The sequence below is a fragment of the Pseudoclavibacter sp. CFCC 13611 genome (assembly GCF_008831225.1).
GTDB lineage: Bacteria > Actinomycetota > Actinomycetes > Actinomycetales > Microbacteriaceae > Pseudoclavibacter_A.
In genome coordinates this window covers 36,208-59,698 of the sequence record NZ_WBKE01000003.1, presented here as the reverse complement: position 1 = coordinate 59,698, position 23,491 = coordinate 36,208, and the positions used below count along the sequence as shown (strand labels likewise).

Sequence of the window (23,491 nt, the reverse complement as noted above, 5' to 3'; positions counted from 1 at the left end):
GTGAACGGTGACAGCCTGCGGAGTCGACTGACGAGGCGGAGCCGCCCGCGCATCCGCTCGACACGTCTTTGCGTTCGCATCTGCAGCCGTTGAGCGGGGTGTTCATCGATGCATCGGTCGCGGTAGGGTGAACGGCGTGACCAACGCGATTCCCACCCCATACGAAGACCTGCTGCGCGACGTCTCCGAACACGGCGCAGCCAAGGGCGACCGCACCGGAACCGGCACGCGCTCGCTCTTCGGGCGTCAGATTCGGTACGACCTCTCGAAGGGGTTTCCGCTGATCACGACGAAGCGCGTGCACTTCAAATCGGTCGCATACGAGCTGCTCTGGTTTCTGCGCGGCGAGTCGAACGTGCACTGGCTGCAGGAGCACGGCGTGAGCATCTGGGACGAATGGGCAGACGCCGACGGCGAGCTCGGGCCGGTCTACGGTGTGCAGTGGCGGTCATGGCCGACGCCCGACGGCGGGCATATCGACCAGATCGCGCAGGTGATCGAGCAGCTGCGCAGCGACCCCGAGTCGCGACGCATCATCGTATCGGCCTGGAACGTCGCCGAGATCTCGAAGATGGCGCTGGCGCCCTGCCATGCCTTCTTCCAGTTCTACGTGGCCGACGGCAGACTCTCGACGCAGCTGTACCAGCGTTCGGCCGACATGTTTCTCGGGGTGCCGTTCAACATCGCGTCGTATGCGCTGCTGACCCATATGATCGCTCAGCAGGTGGGGCTCGAGGTCGGCGACTTCGTCTGGACGGGCGGCGACTGCCACATCTACGACAACCACACCGAGCAGGTCGAACGGCAGCTCGCGCGTGAGCCCTACCCGTACCCGACGCTGAAGATCCGTCGTCGGCCAGAAAGCATCTTCGACTATGAGTACGACGACTTCGAGATCGTGAACTACCAGCATCATCCCGGGATCAAGGCTCCGGTGGCGGTGTGAGGACGGGGGATGCTGCCGAGCAGGCTGCTCGTGGCGAACGCGGGGCAGATGTCGGCCGCGGCGCAAATGCCAGCCGCAGCGCAGATGCTGAGCAGATTCTGCACGATGAACGCAGCGCACGTGGCACACGCAGCGCAGACGTCGGCCTCGAAGAGATCATTGAGCACAGGCCGTTGATCGGGCTGATCTGGGCGCAGGATCGCCACGGCGTGATCGGCGCACAAGGCGGCATGCCCTGGCACGTGCCCGAAGATCTGGCGCACTTCAAAGCTGTGACGATGGGCGCGCCGGTGATCATGGGACGGCGCACCTGGGATTCGCTCAACCCGCGGTTCCGTCCGCTGCCCGGGCGGCGCAACATCGTGGTCACTCGACAGGAGTCTTGGGGCGAAGCCGCCGCGGCGAGCGACGAGCGCGCCCGGCGCGGCCTCGAACGCGGCGATCTGCAGGTCGTGCACGCGCTGAGCGAAGCCGTGACGCTCGCGACGCAGGATGCAGCGGCAGAGGGAGCGGGGCATCCTGCGCCCGTCTCGCAGCCGACCGCAGGTGGCACGATGTCGCACGATGCGGCTGCGCGTGCTGCTGCACAGAGCACGGCTGGCACGGGCACGGCTGCACAGGGCGCTGGTGCCCACGGTGCTGGTGCCCACGGTCCGGCTGGTTCGGGCACGGCTGCGCTGGGTGCTGGTGCCCACGTCGAGATCGACGCCTGGATCATCGGGGGCGCCCAGCTGTTCGCCGAGGCACTCAATTCGGGGCTCGCCGATGTGGTCGAGCGCACGATGCTCGACGTCGACGTAGCGGGTGATGAGGGTGTCGTCGGCGATACCTTTGCTCCGGAACTCGGGGCCGACTGGCGGGCGGTCGCCGCCTACGAGGCAGACTGGGCGACCTCGCGCTCGGGCATGCGCTATCGCTTCGAACGGCTTGTGCGGGTCTGACTCTGCTGATTGGGCTAGGCCTAGGGGGCGAGTGGGCGCTCTCAGCCGGTTGGCCGCTGGGGCTCACCTAGACCATCTGCTCTCAGCCCATCGAGTCATGGGATCTGCCGAGGCGTATCTGGTCTCAGCCCATCGAGGCATGGGAAATGATGCCTAAACCGATCCAGACATGGAACTTGGCATGACTGGATGTCCTGGTGCGTCATTTGAGGCGTCTGGATGTGGAGACGCGGCATTTGGAACGCTTGGAAAGAACCGATCAGTCGTGCGCAGGATGGGCTCTGGCCCATGCCTCTGAATAGGCGGCGCACACCTTGCGGGCAATGGCGAGTTCGCCTTCACGAATGTGTTTGGCGCTGAAGCGGAGGTTGACAATCCCGGCGTGTACCAATGCCTCTCCGCGTTCGGCGTCGCGAGCGTATTGGTAATTATCCAACCGATGATGCTGGCCATCGTACTCGAAGCCTAGCCGCAGGCCCGGATAGTAGAGGTCGAGCCGAGCAACGAGCTCACCCGAGTTCGTCATAATCTCGAAGTTCAGCTCTGGCTCGGGCAGCCCAGCACGAAGCACGATCATCCTGAGCTTGGTCTCGCGTGCAGACTGAGATCTTGTGCGTATCAGCTCGGCCGCTTCACGAAGACGTTGCGCACCCCGACAACGCTGCTCAGCCGCAACACTCTGAAGTTCGGTCGGCTGGCAACTCGGCGCCCGGCGGTCTGAGCGCAGTGGCTGCGACAGTACGATGGCATCGCCAAGCGTGACCAAATCATCGAGGCTGAACTCCTTCATCTGCGTCACCGTGCAGAACGTCATTGATTCGGACAGCACCGCCACACCATGGCGCCAGACAGTCGCCCCCATCAGCTTTGCGTTGAGCTGGTGTCCGGTGACGCCGCGACCCCGAGGGCGATTACGTCGATTTGGCACTGAGACATGCAGATTGAGCGCTTCGGGTGCGCCCTGAATGGTCAGATAGTGGTCAGGGATTGGAAGTCCGTGAAGAATCGCCGCGGTGAGGTGGCTGAAGACTGCGTCCTTGCGCTCACGGCTGACATAGGCCTTGCACAGCGCAATGAGGCGTCTGCGAATCGTTGCGTATCGATCTTTCGCGTCAGCGATCGGCTGTGGACGGTCGGCGGGCATACGCACGCCATGGAACGGAGCCAGCAGGTCCACTGCGTCGACAACGGATCTTCGCACGCCGAGATTGATCGCCTCTGTTGTGCTGAACGCGCGGTTTCGAAGTTCCATCGGTAGCTTTGTGCCGCCGTGAGGTGTGTGAGCAGCTGCTCCGTCGTCGCTTCGCTTGGGTGGCCATGTCGACATACGCCCAGTCTCCGCCGAGATGGTCGTATGTGAACAGGGCAGCGAGCGCATTGTGCACGCACTTGGAGCATTCCGAGCGATGTGGACAGCCAAAAGCTCACGCAACGGGGCTCCGGCTTGATCCAGACATGGCAAATGCCCTGCCTAGGTATCGAGACATGGAACTTGGCATGTCTGGATGTCTTGGTGCGTCATTTGGGACGTCTGGATGTCTTGGTGCGTCATTTGGGACGTCTGGATGCCGTGGTGCGTCATTTGGCATGTCTGGATGCCGTGGTGCGTCATTTGGGACGACTGGATGTGGAGTGGGGTGGGACGGTCGCCACCATAATGCGACTGAATGCTGCCGAACACTACTGAATGCTGCTGTTCGGAGCAGCGACAGAGCTCAGCCGCCGAACCGATGCGAGTCGATGACTCGCTGAGCGCGCTCGGCGTCGTCGAAGCTCGTGAACACGACTGTGTAGAGCCGCTGATCGAAGGTCTGCATCTGCAGCGCGGCCACACCGCCGAGATTGAGCCGCACTCCGCGTGGATCGCGAGGCCGACCCATCACCACCCAGTCGAAGCCGGAGCGGCCGAGCGTCGCGTCGTCCACGACCGCCGTCTGTGCGATGTCGGCGATGTGCACCGACGCACGGTAGAACGGGGCTGCGAGCCGCACCTCATGCGGCTGGACGCGCACGCGGATCACCGTCCACCGCATCCACCACCAGGTGACCAGCCCCAGAGCGACGACGACCGCGACCGAGACCACGACGCCGATCACGCCGCCGTCGAGCGTCATGGCGATGATGACAAGCACTGCGGCCACGAAGATCAGGGGCGCGACTGCGATCCATCGGGCCCATGTCGGCGGCCGGATGGCGAACTCTGCGAGATGCTCACCGGTCGTGCTCATGCCTCCACCATAGGCGCATGCCGGCCGGCGGGGCAGCGATGCAATACGACGCGCGCCCACGGAGCCGTGACTCCGTGTCGGCGGCCAGCGGGTCAAAGACTGACGGCGGGTGCGCCCCGCAGCAGAGCGGCGACCGACGTCACTCCGGAATCTCGGTGACGAAGTCGATCAGCTGCTCGACCCGACCGGTGAGCGAGGGCTCGAGATCGCGGTAGCTGCGCACCGTACCGAGAATGCGCGACCATGCTTTGCCGACGTCGGCCCCCGTCTCGCCGGGCCAGCCGAGCGCTCGGCACATGCCCGACTTCCAGTCGATGCCGCGGGGGATGCTGGGCCAGGCCCGTATGCCGAGTCGCTCGGGCTTGACGGCCTGCCAGATGTCGATGAACGGATGCCCCACGACGAGCACGGCGTCTCGCGCCGGCCCGGCGGGCAGCGCGTCGACGATGTGGGACTCCTTCGAGCCCTTGACGAGGTGATCGACGAGCACCCCCATGCGACGGGTGGGGCCGGGCTCGAACTCGGCCATGACCTCGGCGAGATGGTCGACGCCGAGCAGCTGTTCGACGACCACGCCCGTCGCCTTCAGATCGTCGCCCCAGACCTTCACCACCAGCTCGGCGTCGTGCTTGCCCTCGACGAAGAGCCGACTGGCCCGAGCCACCCGGGCCCGCTGATTCGGATCGACCCGCATGCCGGAGGCCCCGATGCGCAGCGATTCCGCAGCGCGACCGGCCGATCCTGCCGCTCCGCGCGCCGCGGGCGACCCCGCCGTACCAGCGCGACCTGCGCCGCGCACACCGCGTGCGGCATCCCCCGGATGCACCAGATCGATCGGCTTGCCCTCAAGCAGCAGGCCGGGCCCCCACTGAAACGCGCGCACCGCACCATGCCGGTCTTCGAGCTCGACCACCTGCCGGTCGAAGCGCACCAGTGCTCCGCAGAATCCGCTGGCGACGTCTTCATAGACCTCGCCGAGCTGTGCGGCGACTCTCTTCGGTCCCACCGTGCGCCGCCACGACTGGTCGGCGAGCGGATCGATGTCATAGCGATCGTCAAACATGTGTTCTCTTTGGCTCCTACTTCGGCAGCTTCGCGAGCAGCTTCTTGAGTCGGGGAACGCTCGCCGCGCTGGCCGTGCCGAGCTCCTGCGCCCAGAGCCCGACCTGCAGCTCTTCGAGCATCCAGCGGGCTTCGTCGAGCACGCGGCTGCGCTCGTCGATCACCCCCAGCCACCAGTCGGGCGAGGGAATGCTGCCTCCTGCGCCCTCGAAGAGCCGCAGCGCAGTGTCGGCCTCGGCACGCCACGTGTTGTCGCGGCCGGGCTGCGCCTCGAGCTTGTGCAGCCGCAGCGCGAGGCCCTCGAGATAGCGGGCGATGTGCGGCAGGCGCGCGGTGCCGCAGGTGCGGATGAACCCTTCGTAGACGAGCTGTTCGATGTGCGCACGGATGCCGCTGGTCGCCCCAAGCAGCGCCATCGAGGTGACCTGCTTCAGCGCGCGCTCGGTGTCGCGCTGGGCTCCGAGCACCTTCGCCACCTGCGAGGTCGCCGCGAACAGGGCGTCGACGAGGTCGGCGCTGACTCGGTCGCAGAACTGTTCGAAGGCCTGCGGGTCGCGGGGCAGCGCCTCGGCGAGGTGCAGCAGCCGGGCGCGCTCACGGCTTCCTGCGGATGCCCCGCTCGCCCCCGCCTGCGGGTCTGCCTCCGACGTGTGGCCGGCGGCGTTCGGCAGCACCAGTTCGGCGAGGTGAGCGTCGATCACCGCCAGCGCCGCGTCCTCGATCGCGGCCCGCGGCGAGCGGTACGGCGATGAAGCCAGCGCGAGCTTCTCGGGGCCGGTCAGGTGTTTCAGCACGTACTCGGTCGGCATGGGCACGTTGAGCGCGACGAGGCGACGCACGCCGGCCCAGTGGCTGCGCAGCGCATCGCCCGGGGCGGCGAAGAGTCGCACCGCCACACTCCTGCCCTCGTCGACGAGGGCAGGGTAGCTGCGCACGACGTTGCCGCCGAGATCTTCGACGGTCTCGACGGGCAGCGCGCCGATGCCGCCGTCGGCGGCATCGGCGCCTGGCTTCGACGCCCACGAGGTGAGCCCGGTGCGCTCGCTGGCCGAGCTGCGCGCCGCCACGGCGACTCGTGCGCTGTCATGGTGCTCTCGCTGCAGGTCGAGCAGGTCGGTCGACTCGCTGATCGCGCGGCCCCGTTCGTCGAGCACGCGGAACGTGGCCCGCAGATGCGCGGGCACGCGCTCGACCTCCCACGCGTCGTCGGGAATCGGCACGCCGCTGAGCGAGCGCAGGGCTGCGCCCAAAGCGACGGCGAAGGGGCGGCCGTCAGGATGCTGCGGCAGCGTCTCGAGCGCGCGCCGCGCCCAGTCGGCTGCAGGCACCACGTTGCGACGGTGCACTTTCGGCAGCGAACGGATGAGAGCGACCGCAAGATCCTCACGCAGCCCGGGCACCAGCCAGTCGAAGCCCTCGGGTCGCAGCTGGGCCAGCAGGGCGAGCGGAACATCCACATTCACGCCGTCGGAGTCGCTGCCGGGGTCGAACCGGTAGCTCACGGCCAGCGTCAGGTCGCCCTGCCGCCAGGTGTTGGGGTAGTCGGTCTCGTCGACCGACTGGGCGCGATCGTCGGTCACGTCGTCGATGCTGAGCGTCAGCAGATCGGGCGTCTCGCGGCGCTGCTGCTTCCACCAGCGGTCGAAGGCGCGGCCGGTGTTGATCTCAGCGGGAATGCGGTGGTCGTAGAAGGCGAAGAGCGCCTCGTCGTCGATCGCGATGTCTCGTCGTCGACTGCGGTTCTCGAGGTCTTCGACGTGCGCGCGCAGACGCTGGTTCTCAGCGAAGAAGGCGTGCCGAGTGTGCCAGTCGCCCTCGACGAGCGCCTGCCGAATGAACAGCTCGCGGGCGACCTCTGCATCGACCCGGCCGTAGTTCGCGCGCCGGCCGGCCACGATGGGCACGCCGTAGAGCGTCACCCGCTCGGTCGCGACGACCTGTTCGCGCTTCGCCGACCAGCGCGGCTCGGCATAGCTGTGTTTGGCGAGGTCGCCGGCGAGCTCCTCGGCCCAGCCCAGATCGACTTTGGCGTTCACGCGCGCCCAGAGCCGCTCGGTCTCGACCAGCTCGGCGGTCATCACCTCGGTCGGCGGCTTCTTGAACAGCCCCGAACCGGGGAACACCCAGAAGCGCGTGCCACGGCTGCCCAGATAGTTGCGCTTCTTCTCGTCGTAGACGCCCAGCTGCGAGAGCAGTCCCGCCATGAGTGCGCGATGGATGCCGTCGGCAGCCTCGGTGGTCGCGTCATCGCCGCGTCGACGCCCGCTGCGCTGGTTGGAGCCGTGTCTGCTCTTCGTGTGACCGCGGTCGTTCGCGCGCTCGCCGACTGCTGCGGCACGCGTGGTGTCGTTCGCTGCGGCCGTGCTCTCAATGCGGAACGACGACGGGTCATCGGGCTGCATGCGCTCAAGCTGGCGCACCAGATCGATCCACTCGCGCACCCGCACATAGTTGATGAACTCTTTGTGGCACAGCCGACGGAATGCGCTCGACGAGAGATCGTGGCGCTGCTGCTCGAGGTACTTCCAGAGTTTGAGCGTGCCCAAGAAGTCGCTCGACGGGTCGACGAACCGCGCATGCTGCTGGTCGGCGGCCTGCTGCCGGTCGCGCGGGCGCTCGCGGGGATCCTGCACCGTGAGCGCTGCCACGATGACGGTCACCTCGTGTGCCACACCCAGACGCTGTGCTTCGACGATCATGCGCCCGAGCCTGGGGTCGATCGGCACCCTGGCCAGTCGCCGCCCGATGTCGGTGATGTGCATCTCGCCGTCACGACTGGCCTTGGGCGACTCGATCGCGCGCAGCTCGACCAAGGTGTCGATGCCGCTGGCGACCGCTCGTGAATCGGGCGGCTGCAGAAAGGGGAAGTCGTCGATGGCACCGACCTTGAGCGTGGCCATCTGCAGAATGACGCTGGCGAGATTGGTGCGCAGGATCTCGGGATCCGTATATTCCGGTCGAGACATATAGTCGTCTTCGCTGTACAGCCGGATACAGATGCCCTCGGCGACACGGCCGCATCGCCCTGCGCGCTGATTCGCACTCGCCTGCGAGATGGCCTCGATCGGAAGGCGCTGCACGCGCGACCGAGTCGAATACCGGGAGATGCGGGCGGTGCCGGTGTCGATCACGTAGCGGATGCCGGGCACGGTCAGCGAGGTCTCGGCGACGTTGGTCGACAGCACGATGCGTCGACGGATGCCCGGGTTGCGGCCCGTCTCGAAGACCTTGTGCTGGTCGGCGGCGCTGAGTCGGCCGAAGAGGGTGAGCACCTCGGTGAAACGGTGGCGACCGGCGAGTGCCTTGGCCGCTTCGCGGATGTCGGCCTCGGTGGGGAAGAACACCAGGATGTCACCGTCGGGCTCGAGCATGAGCTCGTCGGTGGCCGACAGCATCGCATCGAGGGTCTCTTCGTCCTTCTCTGGCGGACGATACCGAATCTCGACGGGAAAGGTGCGGCCGGACACCTCGATCACTGGAGCCTCGTCGAAGTGCTTCGAGAAGCGGTCGACGTCGATGGTCGCCGAGGTGATGATCAGTTTGAGGTCGCGGCGCTTCGGCAGCAGGCGTTTGAGGTAGCCGAGCAGAAAGTCGATGTTCAGGCTGCGCTCGTGCGCCTCGTCGATGATGATCGTGTCGTAGTTCATCAGGCGGCGGTCGCGGCGAATCTCGGCGAGCAGAATGCCGTCGGTCATCACCTTCACACGCGTCGAGGTGTCGGTGTGATCGGTGAATCGCACCTGATAGCCGATCTGCTCGCCAAGCTTGGTGTTCGTCTCGACTGCGAGGCGTTCGGCGATGGTTCGTGCCGCCAGACGGCGCGGCTGGGTGTGACCGATCTGTCGCGTGTAGGTGCGTTTTCTGCCGTCTTTCCCGGTTCGTTCGACGGGCAGGCCGCGACCGAGCTCCAGACACATCTTGGGAATCTGCGTGGTCTTGCCCGAGCCGGTCTCACCCGCGATGATGACGACCTGGTTCGCCTCGATCGCCGCCATGATCTCGTCGTGGCGATCGCTGACCGGCAGCTGCGGGGGATAGGTCAGGGTCAGATCGGTCATCTCATCCACTGTACTTCGTACCTGAACGGAGTCTGATCGTCTGTGCGCGTTTTCGCACGTCGACTCAGCGCGGGAGTGGCCGTTCAGCACACAGCGTCACAGCCAGCTGTGCGGGAGCCACGCGTGCAACGACCAGAACGTGCGCGAGACGTCCATCCCCGTCCAGAGCGGATAGAAGAATGCCGAGACGGCGACGACGAGAACGACGAACCCCGCCACGACGGGTCGTGCCCAGACCCGACGCGCCACTGCGGCGCCGGAGTCGTCCTGCGGGGGCGGCACCAGCATCCGCACGACGGCGACCACCGCGAGAATCAGGAACGGCTGCCACGCCACCGCATAGAAGAAGAACACCGTGCGGTGCAGGTACATCAGCCAGGGCAGGTAGCCTCCGGCGAAGCCGAACAGAATCGCGACGGCCTGCCAGGTGACATCGCTCGCGGGCGACATCACACGCCACCGCCGCCGCGCAGTGGAGCGACGCAGCACCCGAACGATCACGAAGACGATCAGCGTGAGCACTGCGAGGTGCGCGACCCACCAGAGCAGTGGGTTGGCGACCGATGAGATCGTGCTCACACACCCGGAGTCATGCAGGCAGCCGTTCTCACCCGGATCGTCGATGGTGCGCCAGAACAGCGTGGGCTTGAGCATGATCGGCCAGCTCAGCGGACTCGACGCCCAGGGGTGTGGGCTGTCGAGCCCCGTGTGGAATCGGTAGGCGACCGCGTGATATTGCCCGAACGACCGCAGCGCGTCGGGTACGACCGCGAGCCACCCCTCAGCCGGATTCGACTCGGCCCAGTGGCGTCCCCAGCCGTTTGAGGTGACGAACCAGCCCGTCCACGAGGCGAGATACACCAGTAAGACGGTGGGCAGCACGGTGACGAGGCCGACCCCGGCCTGAGCCAGCGACTGCAGCGGCCAGGCCCGCGCCCAGAATGTCTGCCGGTGCGCGTGATGCCCTGAGGTCGCCCTCATGGGGATGCTGCCCGCGGCCCGAGCGAGCCGCCGCCTGGCGAGCAGGTCGTCGACGACGGTGTAGAGGCCGAAGGCGACGGCGAAGTAGACGCCCGACCACTTCACGCTGGTCGCGCAGCCGAGGAACACTGCGGCTGCGAACAGCCAGGGGCGCCACCAGACCACCCCCATCGACCCGCGTTCGTGCAGCCGTTCGGCGAGCATCCGACGGTGCCGGCTGCGGTCGATGAGCAGCATCCAGAACGCGGCGAGCACGAACAGCCCGATGAACACATCGAGCAGTCCCGTGCGGCTCATCGTGATGGCGAGGCCGTCGATCGCGAGCAGGCCGCCAGCGAAGGTCGACAGTGCGGCGCTGTGGAACATCCGCTGAGCCACGACGCAGACCAGCAGCACCGTGAGGATGCCGGCGATCGCCGTCGACAGCCGCCATGCCCAGGCATGTTCGGGCCCCGCCAGCATGCCCAGCCACATCATCCACTTGCCGAGAGGCGGGTGCACCACGAAGGCGCCGTCGCCGCTGAGAAACGAGTTGACATCGCCTGATTCGAAAGCCGGATTCGGCGACTCAGGCCAACGCGCCTCATTGCCGCGCGCGCCGAGCGTCCAGGCGTCTTTGACGTAGTAGGTCTCGTCGAAGACGAGTGTGTTCGGCCAGCCGAGATTCCAGAGGCGCAGCACCGCGGCGAGCAGGGTGACTGCGGCCGGACCGAGCACTTTGAGACTCAGCCAGGTCGGCAGTGGGCTCTGTGTGCCGAACCAGTGGGCCACCGGCTCGTGCCAGGTGGCGTGACGCAGGGTGTGCTGCTGCCCTCGCTGAGCGTCGTGAGCAGGAGTGGTGGAGGGCACCACGCCATTCTACGTTCGGGACGGGACGGGGCGGGGTGGTCGGGACGGGGCGGGGTGGTCGAGACGGGGCGGGGTGGTCGAGACGGGGCGGGCAGAGCTGGTCAGGATGGCCGACCGTGATCGGGCTGGTCGGGACGGCTTCGAACGAGGCATGGCAAATGTCGTTCCAAACCATCGAGGCATGGAACTTGGCATGTCTGGATGGGGTTGGGCTGCATTTGGCATGTCTGGATGTCTGGATGTCTGGATGGGGGATGGAAGATGCCTCAAGTTCCGGAGGGCTGACACTCGGCACGGGGCATTTGGGGTTGGGCGCTGGGCACGGGGCACTTGGGGGTGGGTACTGGGTACTGGTTACTGGTTACTGAGCACTGAGCACTGAGCACTGGTCGCCAGGAGTCCGGAGGCTGTGGAGGCGCAGACCTCGGCGACGTCAGCCGATCAGTCGGCGAAGTAGATGTCGTGGTGGCGCGAGCACCGCGGGTTGAACGCCGCGCCGCAGACCGGGCAGCACGGCTCGATCGTCTCCATCGTCGCGAGGTAGGCCGAGGCGTTGAACTGGGAGCCGCATCCGCCGCAGCGCACGGCAGGCTGCGCGCGATCGACCGGCCACGGCAACGCCGCGTGATCGGCGAGCTGGGCGTGGCACTCTGTACACGCCCAGTAAGTGTCGCAGCAGGCGAAGCGCAGTGCCACGATGTCAAGTTCGGTGTGCCAGTGTGCGCAGCGCGACGCGGGGTCGAGGTCGACTCCGCGCACGGGCAGGCAGGCGTCAGACTCCAGAGCAGGCGCATGCCGTTCGCTCATTCGACGCCTCGTGCGGTCAGCGCGTCGGCGAGGTCGTCCGAGTATTTCAGCGTCATCACGAGCAGCGGCAGCACGTAGGCGCGGATGCTCGGCGGAGTGCCGCGTGCGATCTGGGCTTCGCGGATGCTGTGCGAGAGCCCCGAGACGACCGGTACGGCGCTGATCGCCAGCGAGAGCGTGAGCGCCACCCGCTCTGGGGCGATGCCGACGAACCGCAGCGGGCCCATGGCCCGAGTCAGCGCGTCGAGCATCGCGGTGGTCGTCGTGGTCAGGGTGATGAGTCCGGCGAGCACGATGAGCGTGACGAAGCGCGTGGTCTGCACCAGCGCGGGCATCGGCCCCTGAAAGATCAGAATCAGCAGGCCGAAGAGCACGATGACCCACTTGGTCATCCAGAACTGCCGCGGCAGCTCGCGCAGCGCCGGCCCGGCCAGCGCATAGAGCGCCGCAGTCACGACCAGCAGCCCGGCAGGCACCCACCACACTGCGGGCAGCAGCGACACGACGAGGGCGATCGCCATGAGCAGCAGCAGCTTGAGCCCGGCGGGCAGGCGGTGCATCGGGCTGTCGCCGGGAACGTACTGCGAGATCACGCGAACGCCCGCTCGTATTCGTCGACGACCTCGGCGGGGTCTCCCACACGGATGATGTGGCCGGCCTCAAAACGGATCGCCAGGTCGCAGCGGCGTGCGAGATCGAGATCGTGTGTGGCGATGACCACGGAGCCGGGCAGCTCGTCGACGAGCAGACGGCTGATGCGCCGGGCGTTGCCCAGGTCGAGCATCGTGGTCGGTTCGTCGGCGAGCACGAGATCAGGTTCGCGAATGAGCACGGCGGCGATCGCCAAGGTCTGCTTCTGCCCGCCCGAGAGGCTGTGCGCCGGCACGTCTGCGCGATCGAGCAGGCCGTAGCGGTCGAGCCAGGAGTCGACTCGTGCACGTACCTCGTCGCGCGGCAGTCTGAGCCCACGTAGTGAGAAGGCGAGGTCTTCGCGCACAGTGGGCATCACGATCTGCGTGTCGGGGTTGGTGAACACGAAGCCGACCCGACGTCGCAGCGCCTTCGCCTCGCGCACCGGGTCGAGGCCGAGCACGCGCACTGCGCCCGCGCTGGGGCGCATCAGCCCGTCGAGCACGCGCAGCAGCGTCGACTTGCCCGAGCCGTTGGCTCCGATCACCGCAAGCCGACGCGCTGCGACGTCGAGGCTCACCTCGTCGATGATGCGGGTGCCACCTGCGTCGACGCACAGCGCGTCGAGCCGAATCTCGGCAGCATCCATCAGTTCACCTCGGAGGTCATGGGTTCGAGCCTACTGGCCGGCCAGCTGCATACGCGCCGGGAAGGCCTGTGGGTAGGCCTTCCAGAGCCCCGCGGTGATCAGCGTGGCCAGTACGGCTTTGATCGCATCGCCCGGCAAAAACGCGAACGACGAGACAAGCGCCTGAGAGAGCGGCAGGCCGGCGACCATCGAAGTCACCGGAACGCCGAAGAGGTAGACGACGAGGATGCCTCCGACGACGGCACCGAGCAGGGTGCGCCACCAGACGATGCGACCGCCGGCATGGGTGATCGCGCCGGCGACGAAGGCCCCGGCGATCCACCCGAAGAGATAGCCGGCCGAGGGGCCCACGAACACCGCAGGGCCGCCGCGCCCGCCACTCAGCAGCGGCAGGCCGATCAGCACGAGCAACAGCAGTACGATCACGGCCAGCGCGCCGCGTCGGCCGCCCAGTACCGTGCCGGCGAGCATCACCCCCAGAGTCTGTGCAGTGATCGGCACCAACCCGGGCACCGGGATGGGCCCCATCAGCCCGAGGGCGGCGATGAGGGCCGCGAAGACCGCGATGCGGGCGATGTCGCGGTTGTCGAAGCCTCGGTGCGGCGTCGGGGTCTTCGTGGATGTGTCGCTGACGGCCGACGTGGTGCGCGTCGGCTGGGTGGGCGATGTGGACATCGTGTCTGCTCCTTCACTGAAACGACCCCGCCGAGTGTGGCAGAGCCAGCCGGCACACAGGTGACGACCGCACATCAGACTACCTGAACGCCGTTCACCTGAACACTGTTCGGTTGGTACGACGCCGCTACACTCGTTTTGTGGATGTCGACAACGAGGGCACAGGCGCCGAGCAGCGGGAGCGTCGTGGCGCACGTCACAGCCGTGACGACGTCATCGCTGCGGCAGTGCAGCTGCTCGATCACAGCGGGCTGCCCGATCTGACCATGCGACGACTGGCCACCACTCTGGGCGTGCAGCCCAGTGCCCTGTACTGGCACTTCGAGAACAAGCAGAGTCTGCTGGCCGCCGTCAGCGACTGGATCACTCGCGATCGCCCCGAACGCGACCAGCTGCGCACGGCGTTCGTGCAGGCTCGCCCCGGGTGGACGAGCGCCCTGCGCGCCGAGGCTCTCTGGCTGCGCTGCGCACTGCTCGATCACCGAGACGGCGCTGAGATCGTCGCGAGCACCGTCGCGCTGGGTCTCGGCCATGGCATCCCTATGCGCCACCTCGAGAAGAGCGTTCGCGACGGCGGCTTCGACGATCAGACCGCCCAGGCCAGCGCCGCGGCTCTGCTGCACTTCGTGCTCGGTTCGACCCAGCACGAACAGCAGCGCGATCAGGCAGGCGAGCTGGGCCTCGATGTGCCCGCAGCACCGCGTGTCGACCATCGCATCGGCGACGGCGCGTTCGCCGCAGCCGACCTGGACGCCTTCGGCGCGATGGTGGTCGACAGCGTGCCCGGCGACTTCGCGTTCGGCGTCGACCTGCTCGTCGACGGCCTCGCGGCTCGCCGCAGCGGTGCAGACCAAGAGTCGAGGCGCATCCGATGAGCTCTGTGCTGCAGCCGGGCCTCGCCGTGCTCGCCGTCGTGCTCGGCACGCTGGTCGCATTCGTGCTCTTCGTGCCCTTCGTCATCGTCAGCTACCGTCGTCGCGGCAGCGCTGACGGCTGGTGGGTCGGCGGGTGGCTGATCACCGCGGTGTACCTGGCCGCTCTGGTCTGTTACACGCTGCTGCCGCTGCCGTCGAGCGGGCAGTACGTGTGCCGCGGCGTGCAGCTGAGCCTCGGCCACGACCTGCGCCATCTGCTGGCGAGCGGGCCGTCGGTCGGCGGGCTGATGCGCAGCATGGTCGTCTGGCAGCTCGCCCTCAATGTGGCGCTCTTCGTGCCGCTCGGCGTGCTGCTGCGTGTGCGTCACCGTGCGGGCGTCGTCGTCGCAGCCATCGGCGGGCTCGGCGTCTCGCTGCTCATCGAACTCACCCAGCTCACGGGGGTCTGGGGGCTCTATCCGTGCGCCTATCGGGTCTTCGACGTCGACGACCTGACCACGAACACGCTGGGTGCGATCATCGGGTCGCTGGCGGCCATCCCCTTCATCAGTCGCGGAGCACAGTCAGACCGCACTGCGCCGACGCCGGTCACCGCACTTCGCCGCCTGACCGGCATGCTCTGCGATGCGACCCTGGTGTTTCTGGCGCCGCAGGGCCTGTCGCTGATGTTCTTCATGGTCGTCGCCGGCCTGTGGCCGGGCAGCGGTCGCGCCGAGGCGCTTGCGGCCGACCCACGTGTGACCTGGCTGATCTGGGGCGTTCCGTTGGCCGTGCAGCTCGTGTTCGTGCTCTGGCGCGGTCGCACGTTCGGCGAGTGGGCTGTGCTGTTACGCAGCCGACCGGCGGATGCGCGACCTGCATGGCTCGCGCGCAGCCTGCGATTTGTGGTGGGATCGGGCGGGTTCGGGCTGCTCGCCATGCTCGATGCGGCTTCGGTGTCGGGCACGATCAGCGGAGCGGCCGGTGAGAGCGCCGATGGCTGGAGGGCGTGGCTGCTGCCCGCGGCCTGGGTCTTTGCGATCGCGAGCCTGATCGGCGTCTGGGCGACGCGCGACCGCCGCGGTCTCGCCGCTGCCGTGGCGGGTCTGCGCATCGAAGACCAGCGTGCGTCGGTCACTGGCGAGCACGCCTCACGCCAGGGGGGCGACGCATCCGCATCCCGCGAACACACTGAGGAGACACGATGATCATCTTGGCCGGAACACCCATCGGCAACGCGGGCGACGCCTCGCCTCGACTCGTCGAGCTGCTCGAGAACGCCGAGATCGTCGCGGCCGAAGACACCCGGAACACGCTGCACCTCTTCGACGTGCTGGGCATCGAGAACCGTCCGCGCATGATCAGCATGCACGAGTACAACGAACGCGAGCGCATCGACGAGCTGCTCGACCTCGCCCGCGACCACGACGTGGTCGTGGTGACCGATGCCGGCATGCCGACGATCAGCGACCCCGGCTTTCAGCTGGGCGCCGCGGCCCGCGAGGCCGGTGTCACCGTGACGTCGGTGCCCGGGCCGACGGCGGTGCTCACAGCGCTCGCCGTCTCGGGGCTGCCCACCGATCGGTTCAGCTTCGAAGGCTTCGTGCCGCGTCGACCGGGCGAGCGCACCAGGCTGTGGCGGGCGCTCGCCGATGAGCAGCGCACCATGATCTTCTACGAGTCGCCGCACCGTGTGGCGGAGGCGCTGGCGAGCATGATCGAGGTCTTCGGCGCCGATCGGGCCGCGAGCGTGAGCCGCGAGCTGACCAAGCGCTTCGAGCACACCGAGCGCGGCTCGCTCGGGCATCTGGCCGAGTGGGCTGCCGAAGGCGTGCGCGGTGAGGTGGTCATCGTGATCGCCGGTGCGCCCGCTCGCATCGAGTCGCCCGACGATCATGTGGATGCCGTGCTCGCGCTGGTCGCCGCAGGGCGCCGGCTGAAAGAGGCGTCGGCCGAGGTGGCCGAACGCACCGGAGTGAGCCGCAAGGCTCTCTACGATCTCGCGCTGCAGCGCCGTGCCGAGCGCTGACGCTGGCGAGTTTGCGGGCTCTGGGACTCTGCACAGACTGAGCTGTGCACAGACTTATCCACAGGCATGCCGACGCCGTCGTCGGTGAGCTGAGACCCTCGTAACGTGCTGATCACGAACGACGTCACCCGGCGTCGGCACTGATCATCAGGAGGGTCATCATGGCAGGTTCGAGCATCTCGGTCTCATACGACGAGCTGCAGGGCGCGGCAGCGCGGCTGGAGTCGCAGAAGCAGACGATCATCGGCGAGCTCGACCGGGCACGGTCGCAGATCGCCGAGCTGGTCAGCGGAGGCTTCGTCACGCAGCATGCATCCGGCAAGTTCAACACGGCGACCGAGCAGTTCGTGACCGGGTCGCAGCGTGCGATGGAAGGTCTCGCCGATCTCGGCCAGTATCTGCGGCAGACGGCCTCAGCGCTGCAGCAGGTCGACCAAGAACTCGCCTCGCGCATCGGCTGAGCGACACAGGCGAGCGGCGAGGGGCGGGAGCGAGCATGTCGATGACACTCGAACTGAGTCATGAAGTGCTGCACGACGTCGGCAGCACGCTGAGCGGCGCGCAGGCGACGACTGCGCTCGAGAGCCTGAGCCGAGTGCAGACGGCAGAAGGGCTCGACTACGGCGATGCCGGTGTGCAGGCGGCCATGTCGCAGGTGGGCTGTGCTCTCGCAGCCGCGGCTCGGGTGCTCGTCGAGGGGTGCGAGCTCGGTGCTGCCGCGGCTCGCGCCATCTCGACATCGGTCACTGCAGCCGATCAGCAGCTCGGTCTCTCAGCCGATGCGCTGCGCGCCGGAGCGGGGGAGTGATGGCGAGCGTCGAGAGCGTGCTCACCGGCGATCATCCCGGACGAGGCGAGCCCGAGTCGATCCACGGACTCGGAACCCACCTCGCCCGGCAGACCGACGGCGTGCTGCAGGTGCATGCCGCGATCGTCCAGTCGCGCTCGGCTTTCGCAGGGCAGCAGGCGACGGCCTGCGAGCGAGCCGAGCAGCTGCTGGCACGACCTCAGCAGTTGGCGGTATCGCTCAGTGAGACGGCACAGCAGAGTTCCACCCAGCTGTACTGGTACGCCGGTGAGGTCTCTGAGCTCGATCTGCAGGCCGAGCGAGTACGCAGTGAGGCGGCAGATCTGCTGCAGCAGATTACACGGTGCCGCCGAGAGCTCATCGCGAGCGGCGGGTTCACCCAGATGGTGACGACCGACTGGCGGGCTCCTTCGGCGGCCGGCGTCGACCGACTGGCGCAGCCGGGCGCAGAGATGGCCGATGCGGAGCTGCAGCGTCGGGCGGGTCGGGCCGCAGAGGCCGAGCGAGTGCTGAGCCGCTGGCGAGCGCTGGAGGGCGAGGTCGACCGTCTGATCGCGGCGTGGCAGCGGCTGCAGAGCCGACGCAGCGAGGTGAACACCGAGATGTGCGCCCGAGCGAAGGGGCTGTCGCTGCCAGCGCAGTGCTCCGGCACCGGCTATGACGGTGCGCTGGTCGCCATGCGAGGTCTGCACGGCTGGGCGGCTGACCCGGCCTCGGCCCAGGCCTATCTGCAGCAGGTGCAGCACGACCCGGCCGCAGTCGGCGCGTTCTGGGTGCAGCTCGATGAGAGCACGCGTGCCGAGCTGATCACCGGTGCGTCGTGGTTCGTCGGCGGTCTGGCCGGCGTGCCGTTCGTCGATCGGATCGCGGCCAACCGCCGCAGTGCCGAAGACGTGCTGCACGATGCAGAGGAGTCGCACAGGCAGTGGGAACAGCGCTGCCCACAGGGCGAAGCGACCAATGGCGACTGCGCGATGATGCTGCCGCGCTCGCAGGAACAGCTCGACTATCTGCGCGGAATCGTCGCTGGGGAACGACAGTTGGTTGTCTTCGATCCGCGCAACGACAGGCTTGTCGAGGTCATCGGCGACATCAGCCGACCGGCCACTCACGTCATGACCTACCTGCCTGGCACCGGGGCCGATCTGCACGGCTTCTACCGCAACGAGACTCAGCAGGTGGCGAACTACCTCGTTCGAGATCTGAACGAGACGTCGGGCGGCAACGCCGTGGCGTTCGTGTACAAAGACGGTCCGTGGCCCAGCTGGGCAGGGGAGCGTGCCAATACCAATGAGCGCTATCTCTCAGATCTCGGCAGTCGGGTGGCGGAATTCGAACGGCAGATCGGTGCTCAGCCGAACCTCGCAGACGCCAGACGGGTGGGCATCGGTCACAGCGCTGGGCACACCATACAGCTGGCCGCCGAGACGCATGGGGCTCATCGCCATACCGTGTTGGGCATCGGCGGGGCCTACGCGCCGCAGTCGTGGACGGCGGCAGACGAGACGTTGTATTTCAGCTACAACTACGAGGGCGATGCGATCATGGTCATCGACCGAGTCAGCGACGCGAGCGAAAGCCTCTCGCCAAGCGGAGCGAGGCTGCCCTACCAGACGGCCAGTGCCTCGGATTTCTTCGCGCACCGGTTCTTCCCCGAGGTCGAGGGTGACTCAGCGATCGAACAGCACAATCGCATTGCCAAGGGGCCAGACGAGAACGAGAGGGCGCTGGGCGCGATGCGTGACGACATTCTCGGAAGAAGACCACAATGATGCGTGTATCGACGACGCCGAGCAATTTCGGAGGCAAACGGCGCCACGTGACGAGGCAGGTCCTGCCGAGGATGCTTCTGACGATGATGCTGACAGCCGGGCTGCTGCTGAGCGCCTGTGTCACCCCGAAGAAGCCCGCCGTTGAGGCGTTTCCCAATCTCGAAGCTGCGAAGACCAGTTTGTTCGATCACCGCAATGAGATTCTTGCGCTGCTTCCGGAGGGCTCGATCGTGGAGCACACCGGGTCGCCGGATCGTAAGCGAACGGTCTTCAAATGCAACGAAGAAGAGACCCTGTTCAGCTGGCCGAGCACGAGTGATACGAAGGTCACGCTAGAGACCGATCTGTGGGCACATGCGCACCAGGTCGAGCAGGAGTGGGGTGCGCGCCCCGAGTGGAGGCTGGAATGGGACGAGACTGCTGGCGGCACGACGAACCTTTACATGAAGCACGAGAATGGCATGTCGCTCAACATGTTCATCCACAATGACACTCATTGGCTGAGCATTGCAGGGTTCACCGCCTGCTTTCCGATCCCGGACTACAACCGATTCTCGGAGTACTGAGTTCGCTGGCGAAACCCGGCTGGCTCGACGACCTGCTCAGATCAGCGAGCCGTGCACCTGCTCGCCGTCGATGAGCGTGGCCACCACCTGGTAGCCGAATGTCACGCCCTGGAACGGAGTGTTGAGTCCCTTGGTGTGCTGCGAGGCACCGTCGACGGTCTGCTCCTGCTGCTCGTCGACGAACACCAGGGTTGCTGGGTCTCCGGCGCGCACAGCGCTGTTCGCAACCTCGGGCAGGCTGCCGATCGCAGCAGGCCGATCGTGCATGATGTGGGTGATCATGCGCCAGTCGACCACGCCGTCGACCGCGGTCACACTGGCCACCACGGGCAGCGCCGTCTCGAGCCCGGTCATGCCGAACGCCGCCTGCGACCATCCGCACGACTTGCTCGCCACCGTGTGCGGGGCATGGTCAGTGCCGATCGTCTCGATCACGCCGTCGGTCAGCGCCGCGCGCAGTGCGTGTACGTCGTCGGCCGAGCGCAGCGGCGGGTTCACCTTGAACGTCGGAGAAGCCAGTGCCGAGAGCTCGTCGGTCAGCAGCAGATGATGCGGAGTCACCTCGGTCGACACCGGCCAGCCGTTCGCCTTGGCCGCACGAACGACCTCGACCGTGCGTCGCGTCGACACATGGCACACATGCAGGTGGCCGCCGGTCTCAGCGGCGAGCACCGAATCGCGGGCGACGATCGCAGCCTCGCCGCTCACCGGCCACGGAGCGAGTCCGGTGCGCTCGGCGGCGAAGCCTGCGTTGAGCTGCCCTGAGCCGGCGAGAGCATGCGACTGCGCATGCTGCGCGACGGTCAGGCCCAAGGCACCCGTGCGCTGCAGAGCGTCCTGCATGAGACCGGCGTCGTCGACGCACTTGCCGTCGTCAGAGAACAGGGTGACCCCGGCATCCGCCAGCTCTTCAATGGGTGAGACGCGCTCGCCGGCCAGCCCGATCGTGATCGAGCCCACCGGATGCGCACGCACGCGCGACGTCTGCTCGGCTTGCTCGCGCATCCACTGCACCCGCTCGGGAGTGTCGGTGACGGGGTTGGTGTTCGCCATCGCGAAGACATCCGAGAACCCGCCGGCGGCAGCCGCAGCCAGACCGGTCGCGATCGTCTCTTGATCGCTGCCGCCCGGCTCACGCAGGTGCACATGCAGGTCGACGAACGCGGGCACCACGACGAGGCCGTGCCCCGCGATGACCCTTGCCGGCTGCGCATGCTGCAGCACGAGCGGGCGCAGGCGGGGGTCGAAGACGCCGGCGATGACCGGCCCGTCGATGAGCAGGTCACGCGGCTGCTCGCCGTACGGGCGCACGTCGGTGATCAGCACCGCAGGCGTGGTGCGGGGGATGCCCTGGTGCGACTCTGTGGAATCCTGCGTCATCGGGTGGTCTCTTCTCTATCTCGGGGTGCAGCGTCAGCTGTGGGTGACGAGTTCGTGTCTCGGGCGGTCAGTGCGTGCGCACGAGCGGCATCGAGCAGCAGGCGCACCGCGAAGACGATCACGACGATCAGGGCGGCGACCTGCAGGCACTCGAGTACGACGTAGGCGCTGTGCAGCAGGGAGGGGCCGGGATCGCCGCCGGCGACGATGACGTCGCTGCGGGCGTTGAGCAGTGGGCGCACCCAGACCACTTTGAGCAGGAGCACGCCTACGGTGGCGACCAGCGACCAGGTGAGCCCTCCGGCACGCGACTCATGGACCGCCGACGTGCGGCGGGCAATCAGCAGCGTGACGACCGTCGCGAGGGCGAGGGCGATCTCGACGATGTTCAGCGCGGTGAACACCAGACGCCCGATGCCCAGACCGAGCGGGATCGTGATACCCGGTGCCTGGAACTTCAGCGGAGCCTCGACGAACGAGATCGCCAAGATCATGCCGAGCCACAGCGTGGGGAGCCATGGCAGTACGGCCACCGCACGCAGGCCCGCGTGGCTGCGCACAACTTCCACCGAGACGGCGTCGGGCGAGTTGGTCATGCCTCCAGTCTACGAAACAGGGTGTCAAGCATGGTTCGCATGCGCGCACGTAGAATGGAGGTCATGGCCAAGCGCGACTCCTTCTTCATCACCACCCCCATCTTCTATGTGAACGACGTGCCCCACATCGGGCACGGCTACACCGAGGTGGTCTCAGACGTGCTGGCGCGCTGGCACCGGCAGCGTGGTGACGACACCTTTCTGCTGACCGGCACCGACGAGCACGGGCAGAAGATTCTGCGCACCGCCACGGCCAACGAGGTGACCCCGAAACAGTGGGCCGATCGCCTCGTGGAGTCTGCCTGGAAGCCGCTGCTGAAGACGCTCGACATCTCGAACGACGATTTCATCCGCACCACCGACCAGCGCCACGAAGACAACGTGAAGGTCTTCCTGCAGCGCCTCTACGACCGCGGATTCATCTACACCGGCGAGTTCGAGGGCTACTACTGCGTGGGCTGCGAAGAGTACAAGCAGGAGAGCGACCTGGTCGACGGCGTGGGGCAGTTCGCCGGTCAGAAAGTCTGCGCGATTCACTCGAAGCCGGTCGAGCTGCTCAAAGAGAAGAACTACTTCTTCAAGATGAGCGAGTTCACGAAGCCGCTGCTCGACCTCTACGAGCAGCATCCTGACTTCATCCAGCCGGCCAGTGCGCGCAACGAGGTCGTCTCGTTCGTGAAGCAGGGGCTGACCGATCTGTCGATCTCGCGTTCGAGCTTCGACTGGGGCATCAAACTGCCGTGGGACGAATCGCATGTGCTCTACGTGTGGATCGACGCGCTGCTGAACTATGCGACCGCGGTCGGCTATGGGCAGGACGACGAGGCGTTCGAGCGTCGCTGGCCTCCGCAGGTGCACATCGTCGGCAAAGACATCCTGCGCTTCCACGCCGTGATCTGGCCGGCGCTGCTGCTCGCGGCCGGGCTCGACCTGCCGCAGCACGTCTTCGGTCACGGCTGGCTGCTGGTCGGCGGCGAGAAGATGAGCAAGTCGAAGCTCACCGGCATCGCACCCACGCAGATCACCGACGTGTTCGGCTCAGACGCGTTCCGCTACTACTTCCTGCGCGCGATCACCTTCGGCCACGACGGATCGTTCTCGTGGGAGGACATCGCCGCGCGCTACGAGGCCGAGCTTGCCAACGGCTTCGGCAACCTGGCCTCGCGCACACTGGCGATGATCGCGAAGTACTTCGACGGCACCGTTCCCGAGGCCGGCGAGCTCACCGAGGCAGACCAGGCGATCGTCGATCTGGTTGCCGAGGTTCCGGCAAAGGCTGACACCGCAATCGCAGAGTTCCGCACCAACGATGCGATCAGCGAGATCTGGCGTCTGGTCGACGCACTCAACGGCTACATCACCGAGCAGACGCCGTGGGCCGTCGCCAAGCGCGGCGAGACCGAGCGGCTCGGCACGATTCTGCACACCGTGTGGTTCGGGTTGGGCGCGCTCGACGTGCTGCTCTCACCGGTGATCCCCGACGCCGCGGCGAAGCTCTGGGAGGTGCTCGGCACCGGTGCGATCACCGACGTGACCATCACCGAGGCCGACCAGTGGCAGCAGCATGCCGCACCGACGGTGCACGCGATCGAGGCGCTCTTCCCGCGCGTCGACTCGTCCGAGGTGCCCGAGACCCCCGTGCCCCAGCACCAGGCGTAGT

20 protein-coding genes and 1 pseudogene are annotated in these 23,491 nt (G+C 67.0%); 10 read left to right on the top strand and 11 right to left on the bottom strand.

Annotated elements, in window-relative coordinates:
* The first annotated feature begins 127 nt into the window (after positions 1-127).
* Positions 128-946: a thymidylate synthase gene (locus F8O08_RS08870; protein ID WP_225732956.1), complete on the top strand. Its 819-nt coding sequence runs from the start codon at positions 128-130 to the stop codon at positions 944-946.
* 158 nt (positions 947-1,104) lie between these two features.
* Positions 1,105-1,332 (top strand): annotated as a pseudogene (locus F8O08_RS08865) (dihydrofolate reductase); the annotation flags it as partial.
* Between the two features lie 814 nt (positions 1,333-2,146).
* Here the strand turns inward: F8O08_RS08865 and F8O08_RS08860 are convergent.
* The 9 genes from F8O08_RS08860 to F8O08_RS08820 form a co-directional block, all read right to left on the bottom strand.
* Positions 2,147-3,139, bottom strand: a complete 993-nt coding sequence (locus F8O08_RS08860) for a hypothetical protein (protein ID WP_158043065.1) — start codon at positions 3,137-3,139, stop codon at positions 2,147-2,149.
* 463 nt (positions 3,140-3,602) lie between these two features.
* Positions 3,603-4,115, bottom strand: a complete 513-nt coding sequence (locus tag F8O08_RS08855) for a hypothetical protein (RefSeq protein ID WP_158043064.1) — start codon at positions 4,113-4,115, stop codon at positions 3,603-3,605.
* Between the two features lie 139 nt (positions 4,116-4,254).
* A complete protein-coding gene (locus F8O08_RS08850; RefSeq protein WP_158043063.1) occupies positions 4,255-5,178 on the bottom strand; it encodes a DUF3097 family protein in 924 nt (307 codons plus the stop codon).
* A gap of 16 nt (positions 5,179-5,194) precedes the next feature.
* Positions 5,195-9,235: an ATP-dependent RNA helicase HrpA gene (gene hrpA, locus F8O08_RS08845; protein ID WP_158043062.1), complete on the bottom strand. Its 4,041-nt coding sequence runs from the start codon at positions 9,233-9,235 to the stop codon at positions 5,195-5,197.
* A gap of 96 nt (positions 9,236-9,331) precedes the next feature.
* The gene (locus tag F8O08_RS08840; RefSeq protein WP_192497746.1) at positions 9,332-11,065 is read right to left on the bottom strand and encodes a dolichyl-phosphate-mannose--protein mannosyltransferase; all 1,734 of its coding nucleotides are present in this window, start codon (positions 11,063-11,065) and stop codon (positions 9,332-9,334) included.
* 441 nt (positions 11,066-11,506) lie between these two features.
* Positions 11,507-11,872: a CHY zinc finger protein gene (locus F8O08_RS08835; protein ID WP_225733624.1), complete on the bottom strand. Its 366-nt coding sequence runs from the start codon at positions 11,870-11,872 to the stop codon at positions 11,507-11,509.
* Positions 11,869-12,465 carry an energy-coupling factor transporter transmembrane component T family protein gene (locus F8O08_RS08830; RefSeq protein WP_158043060.1) on the bottom strand — a complete coding sequence of 199 codons (597 nt, stop codon included), beginning with the start codon at positions 12,463-12,465 and terminating at the stop codon, positions 11,869-11,871. Before F8O08_RS08830 ends, F8O08_RS08835 begins: the two co-directional genes overlap by 4 nt.
* The gene (locus F8O08_RS08825; protein WP_158043059.1) at positions 12,462-13,151 is read right to left on the bottom strand and encodes an energy-coupling factor ABC transporter ATP-binding protein; all 690 of its coding nucleotides are present in this window, start codon (positions 13,149-13,151) and stop codon (positions 12,462-12,464) included. The genes F8O08_RS08830 and F8O08_RS08825 overlap by 4 nt, the downstream gene beginning before the upstream one ends.
* A gap of 30 nt (positions 13,152-13,181) precedes the next feature.
* On the bottom strand, positions 13,182-13,826 hold the full coding sequence (locus F8O08_RS08820) for a biotin transporter BioY (RefSeq protein ID WP_158043058.1): 645 nt from the start codon (positions 13,824-13,826) through the stop codon (positions 13,182-13,184).
* 140 nt (positions 13,827-13,966) lie between these two features.
* Here F8O08_RS08820 and F8O08_RS08815 point away from each other — a divergent pair, with 140 nt between their 5' ends.
* From F8O08_RS08815 to F8O08_RS08785, 7 genes are all read left to right on the top strand, one after another.
* Positions 13,967-14,701 carry a TetR family transcriptional regulator gene (locus F8O08_RS08815; RefSeq protein WP_225733623.1) on the top strand — a complete coding sequence of 245 codons (735 nt, stop codon included), beginning with the start codon at positions 13,967-13,969 and terminating at the stop codon, positions 14,699-14,701.
* The gene (locus F8O08_RS08810) at positions 14,698-15,888 is read left to right on the top strand and encodes a VanZ family protein (RefSeq protein ID WP_158043057.1); all 1,191 of its coding nucleotides are present in this window, start codon (positions 14,698-14,700) and stop codon (positions 15,886-15,888) included. The genes F8O08_RS08815 and F8O08_RS08810 overlap by 4 nt, the downstream gene beginning before the upstream one ends.
* Entirely contained in the window at positions 15,885-16,709 is an 825-nt protein-coding gene (gene rsmI, locus F8O08_RS08805) for a 16S rRNA (cytidine(1402)-2'-O)-methyltransferase (protein ID WP_158043056.1), read from the top strand. The genes F8O08_RS08810 and rsmI overlap by 4 nt, the downstream gene beginning before the upstream one ends.
* A 161-nt stretch (positions 16,710-16,870) precedes the next feature.
* Positions 16,871-17,170, top strand: coding sequence for a WXG100 family type VII secretion target (locus F8O08_RS08800; protein WP_158030179.1), 300 nt, complete (start codon positions 16,871-16,873; stop codon positions 17,168-17,170).
* A gap of 35 nt (positions 17,171-17,205) precedes the next feature.
* Positions 17,206-17,517, top strand: a complete 312-nt coding sequence (locus F8O08_RS08795; protein WP_158043055.1) for a hypothetical protein — start codon at positions 17,206-17,208, stop codon at positions 17,515-17,517.
* Entirely contained in the window at positions 17,517-19,289 is a 1,773-nt protein-coding gene (locus F8O08_RS08790) for a hypothetical protein (protein ID WP_158043054.1), read from the top strand. The genes F8O08_RS08795 and F8O08_RS08790 overlap by 1 nt, the downstream gene beginning before the upstream one ends.
* An 83-nt stretch (positions 19,290-19,372) precedes the next feature.
* Entirely contained in the window at positions 19,373-19,855 is a 483-nt protein-coding gene (locus tag F8O08_RS08785; protein ID WP_158043053.1) for a hypothetical protein, read from the top strand.
* 36 nt (positions 19,856-19,891) lie between these two features.
* On the opposite strand, the gene F8O08_RS08780 is transcribed toward F8O08_RS08785, so the two are convergent.
* A complete protein-coding gene (locus F8O08_RS08780) occupies positions 19,892-21,235 on the bottom strand; it encodes a dihydroorotase (protein WP_158043052.1) in 1,344 nt (447 codons plus the stop codon).
* Entirely contained in the window at positions 21,232-21,831 is a 600-nt protein-coding gene (locus F8O08_RS11005) for a hypothetical protein (RefSeq protein ID WP_225733622.1), read from the bottom strand. The genes F8O08_RS08780 and F8O08_RS11005 overlap by 4 nt, the downstream gene beginning before the upstream one ends.
* 63 nt (positions 21,832-21,894) lie before the next feature.
* On the opposite strand from F8O08_RS11005, the gene metG reads away from it, so the two are divergent.
* Entirely contained in the window at positions 21,895-23,490 is a 1,596-nt protein-coding gene (gene metG, locus F8O08_RS08770; protein ID WP_158043051.1) for a methionine--tRNA ligase, read from the top strand.
* Position 23,491: the final 1 nt, after the last annotated feature.

Bases quoted from the DNA above. Each gene is read 5' to 3' on its own strand.
- metG (WP_158043051.1), top strand. From the start codon at position 21,895: ATGGCCAAGCGCGACTCCTTCTTCATCACCACCCCCATCTTCTATGTG.
- F8O08_RS08855 (WP_158043064.1), bottom strand. From the start codon at position 4,115: ATGAGCACGACCGGTGAGCATCTCGCAGAGTTCGCCATCCGGCCGCCG.
- F8O08_RS08800 (WP_158030179.1), top strand. From the start codon at position 16,871: ATGGCAGGTTCGAGCATCTCGGTCTCATACGACGAGCTGCAGGGCGCG.
- F8O08_RS08790 (WP_158043054.1), top strand. From the start codon at position 17,517: ATGGCGAGCGTCGAGAGCGTGCTCACCGGCGATCATCCCGGACGAGGC.
- F8O08_RS08860 (WP_158043065.1), bottom strand. From the start codon at position 3,139: ATGGAACTTCGAAACCGCGCGTTCAGCACAACAGAGGCGATCAATCTC.
- rsmI (WP_158043056.1), top strand. From the start codon at position 15,885: ATGATCATCTTGGCCGGAACACCCATCGGCAACGCGGGCGACGCCTCG.
- F8O08_RS08780 (WP_158043052.1), bottom strand. From the start codon at position 21,235: ATGACGCAGGATTCCACAGAGTCGCACCAGGGCATCCCCCGCACCACG.
- F8O08_RS08810 (WP_158043057.1), top strand. From the start codon at position 14,698: ATGAGCTCTGTGCTGCAGCCGGGCCTCGCCGTGCTCGCCGTCGTGCTC.
- F8O08_RS08850 (WP_158043063.1), bottom strand. From the start codon at position 5,178: ATGTTTGACGATCGCTATGACATCGATCCGCTCGCCGACCAGTCGTGG.
- F8O08_RS11005 (WP_225733622.1), bottom strand. From the start codon at position 21,831: ATGACCAACTCGCCCGACGCCGTCTCGGTGGAAGTTGTGCGCAGCCAC.
- F8O08_RS08835 (WP_225733624.1), bottom strand. From the start codon at position 11,872: ATGAGCGAACGGCATGCGCCTGCTCTGGAGTCTGACGCCTGCCTGCCC.
- F8O08_RS08820 (WP_158043058.1), bottom strand. From the start codon at position 13,826: ATGTCCACATCGCCCACCCAGCCGACGCGCACCACGTCGGCCGTCAGC.
- F8O08_RS08825 (WP_158043059.1), bottom strand. From the start codon at position 13,151: ATGGATGCTGCCGAGATTCGGCTCGACGCGCTGTGCGTCGACGCAGGT.
- F8O08_RS08785 (WP_158043053.1), top strand. From the start codon at position 19,373: ATGATGCTGACAGCCGGGCTGCTGCTGAGCGCCTGTGTCACCCCGAAG.
- hrpA (WP_158043062.1), bottom strand. From the start codon at position 9,235: ATGACCGATCTGACCCTGACCTATCCCCCGCAGCTGCCGGTCAGCGAT.
- F8O08_RS08795 (WP_158043055.1), top strand. From the start codon at position 17,206: ATGTCGATGACACTCGAACTGAGTCATGAAGTGCTGCACGACGTCGGC.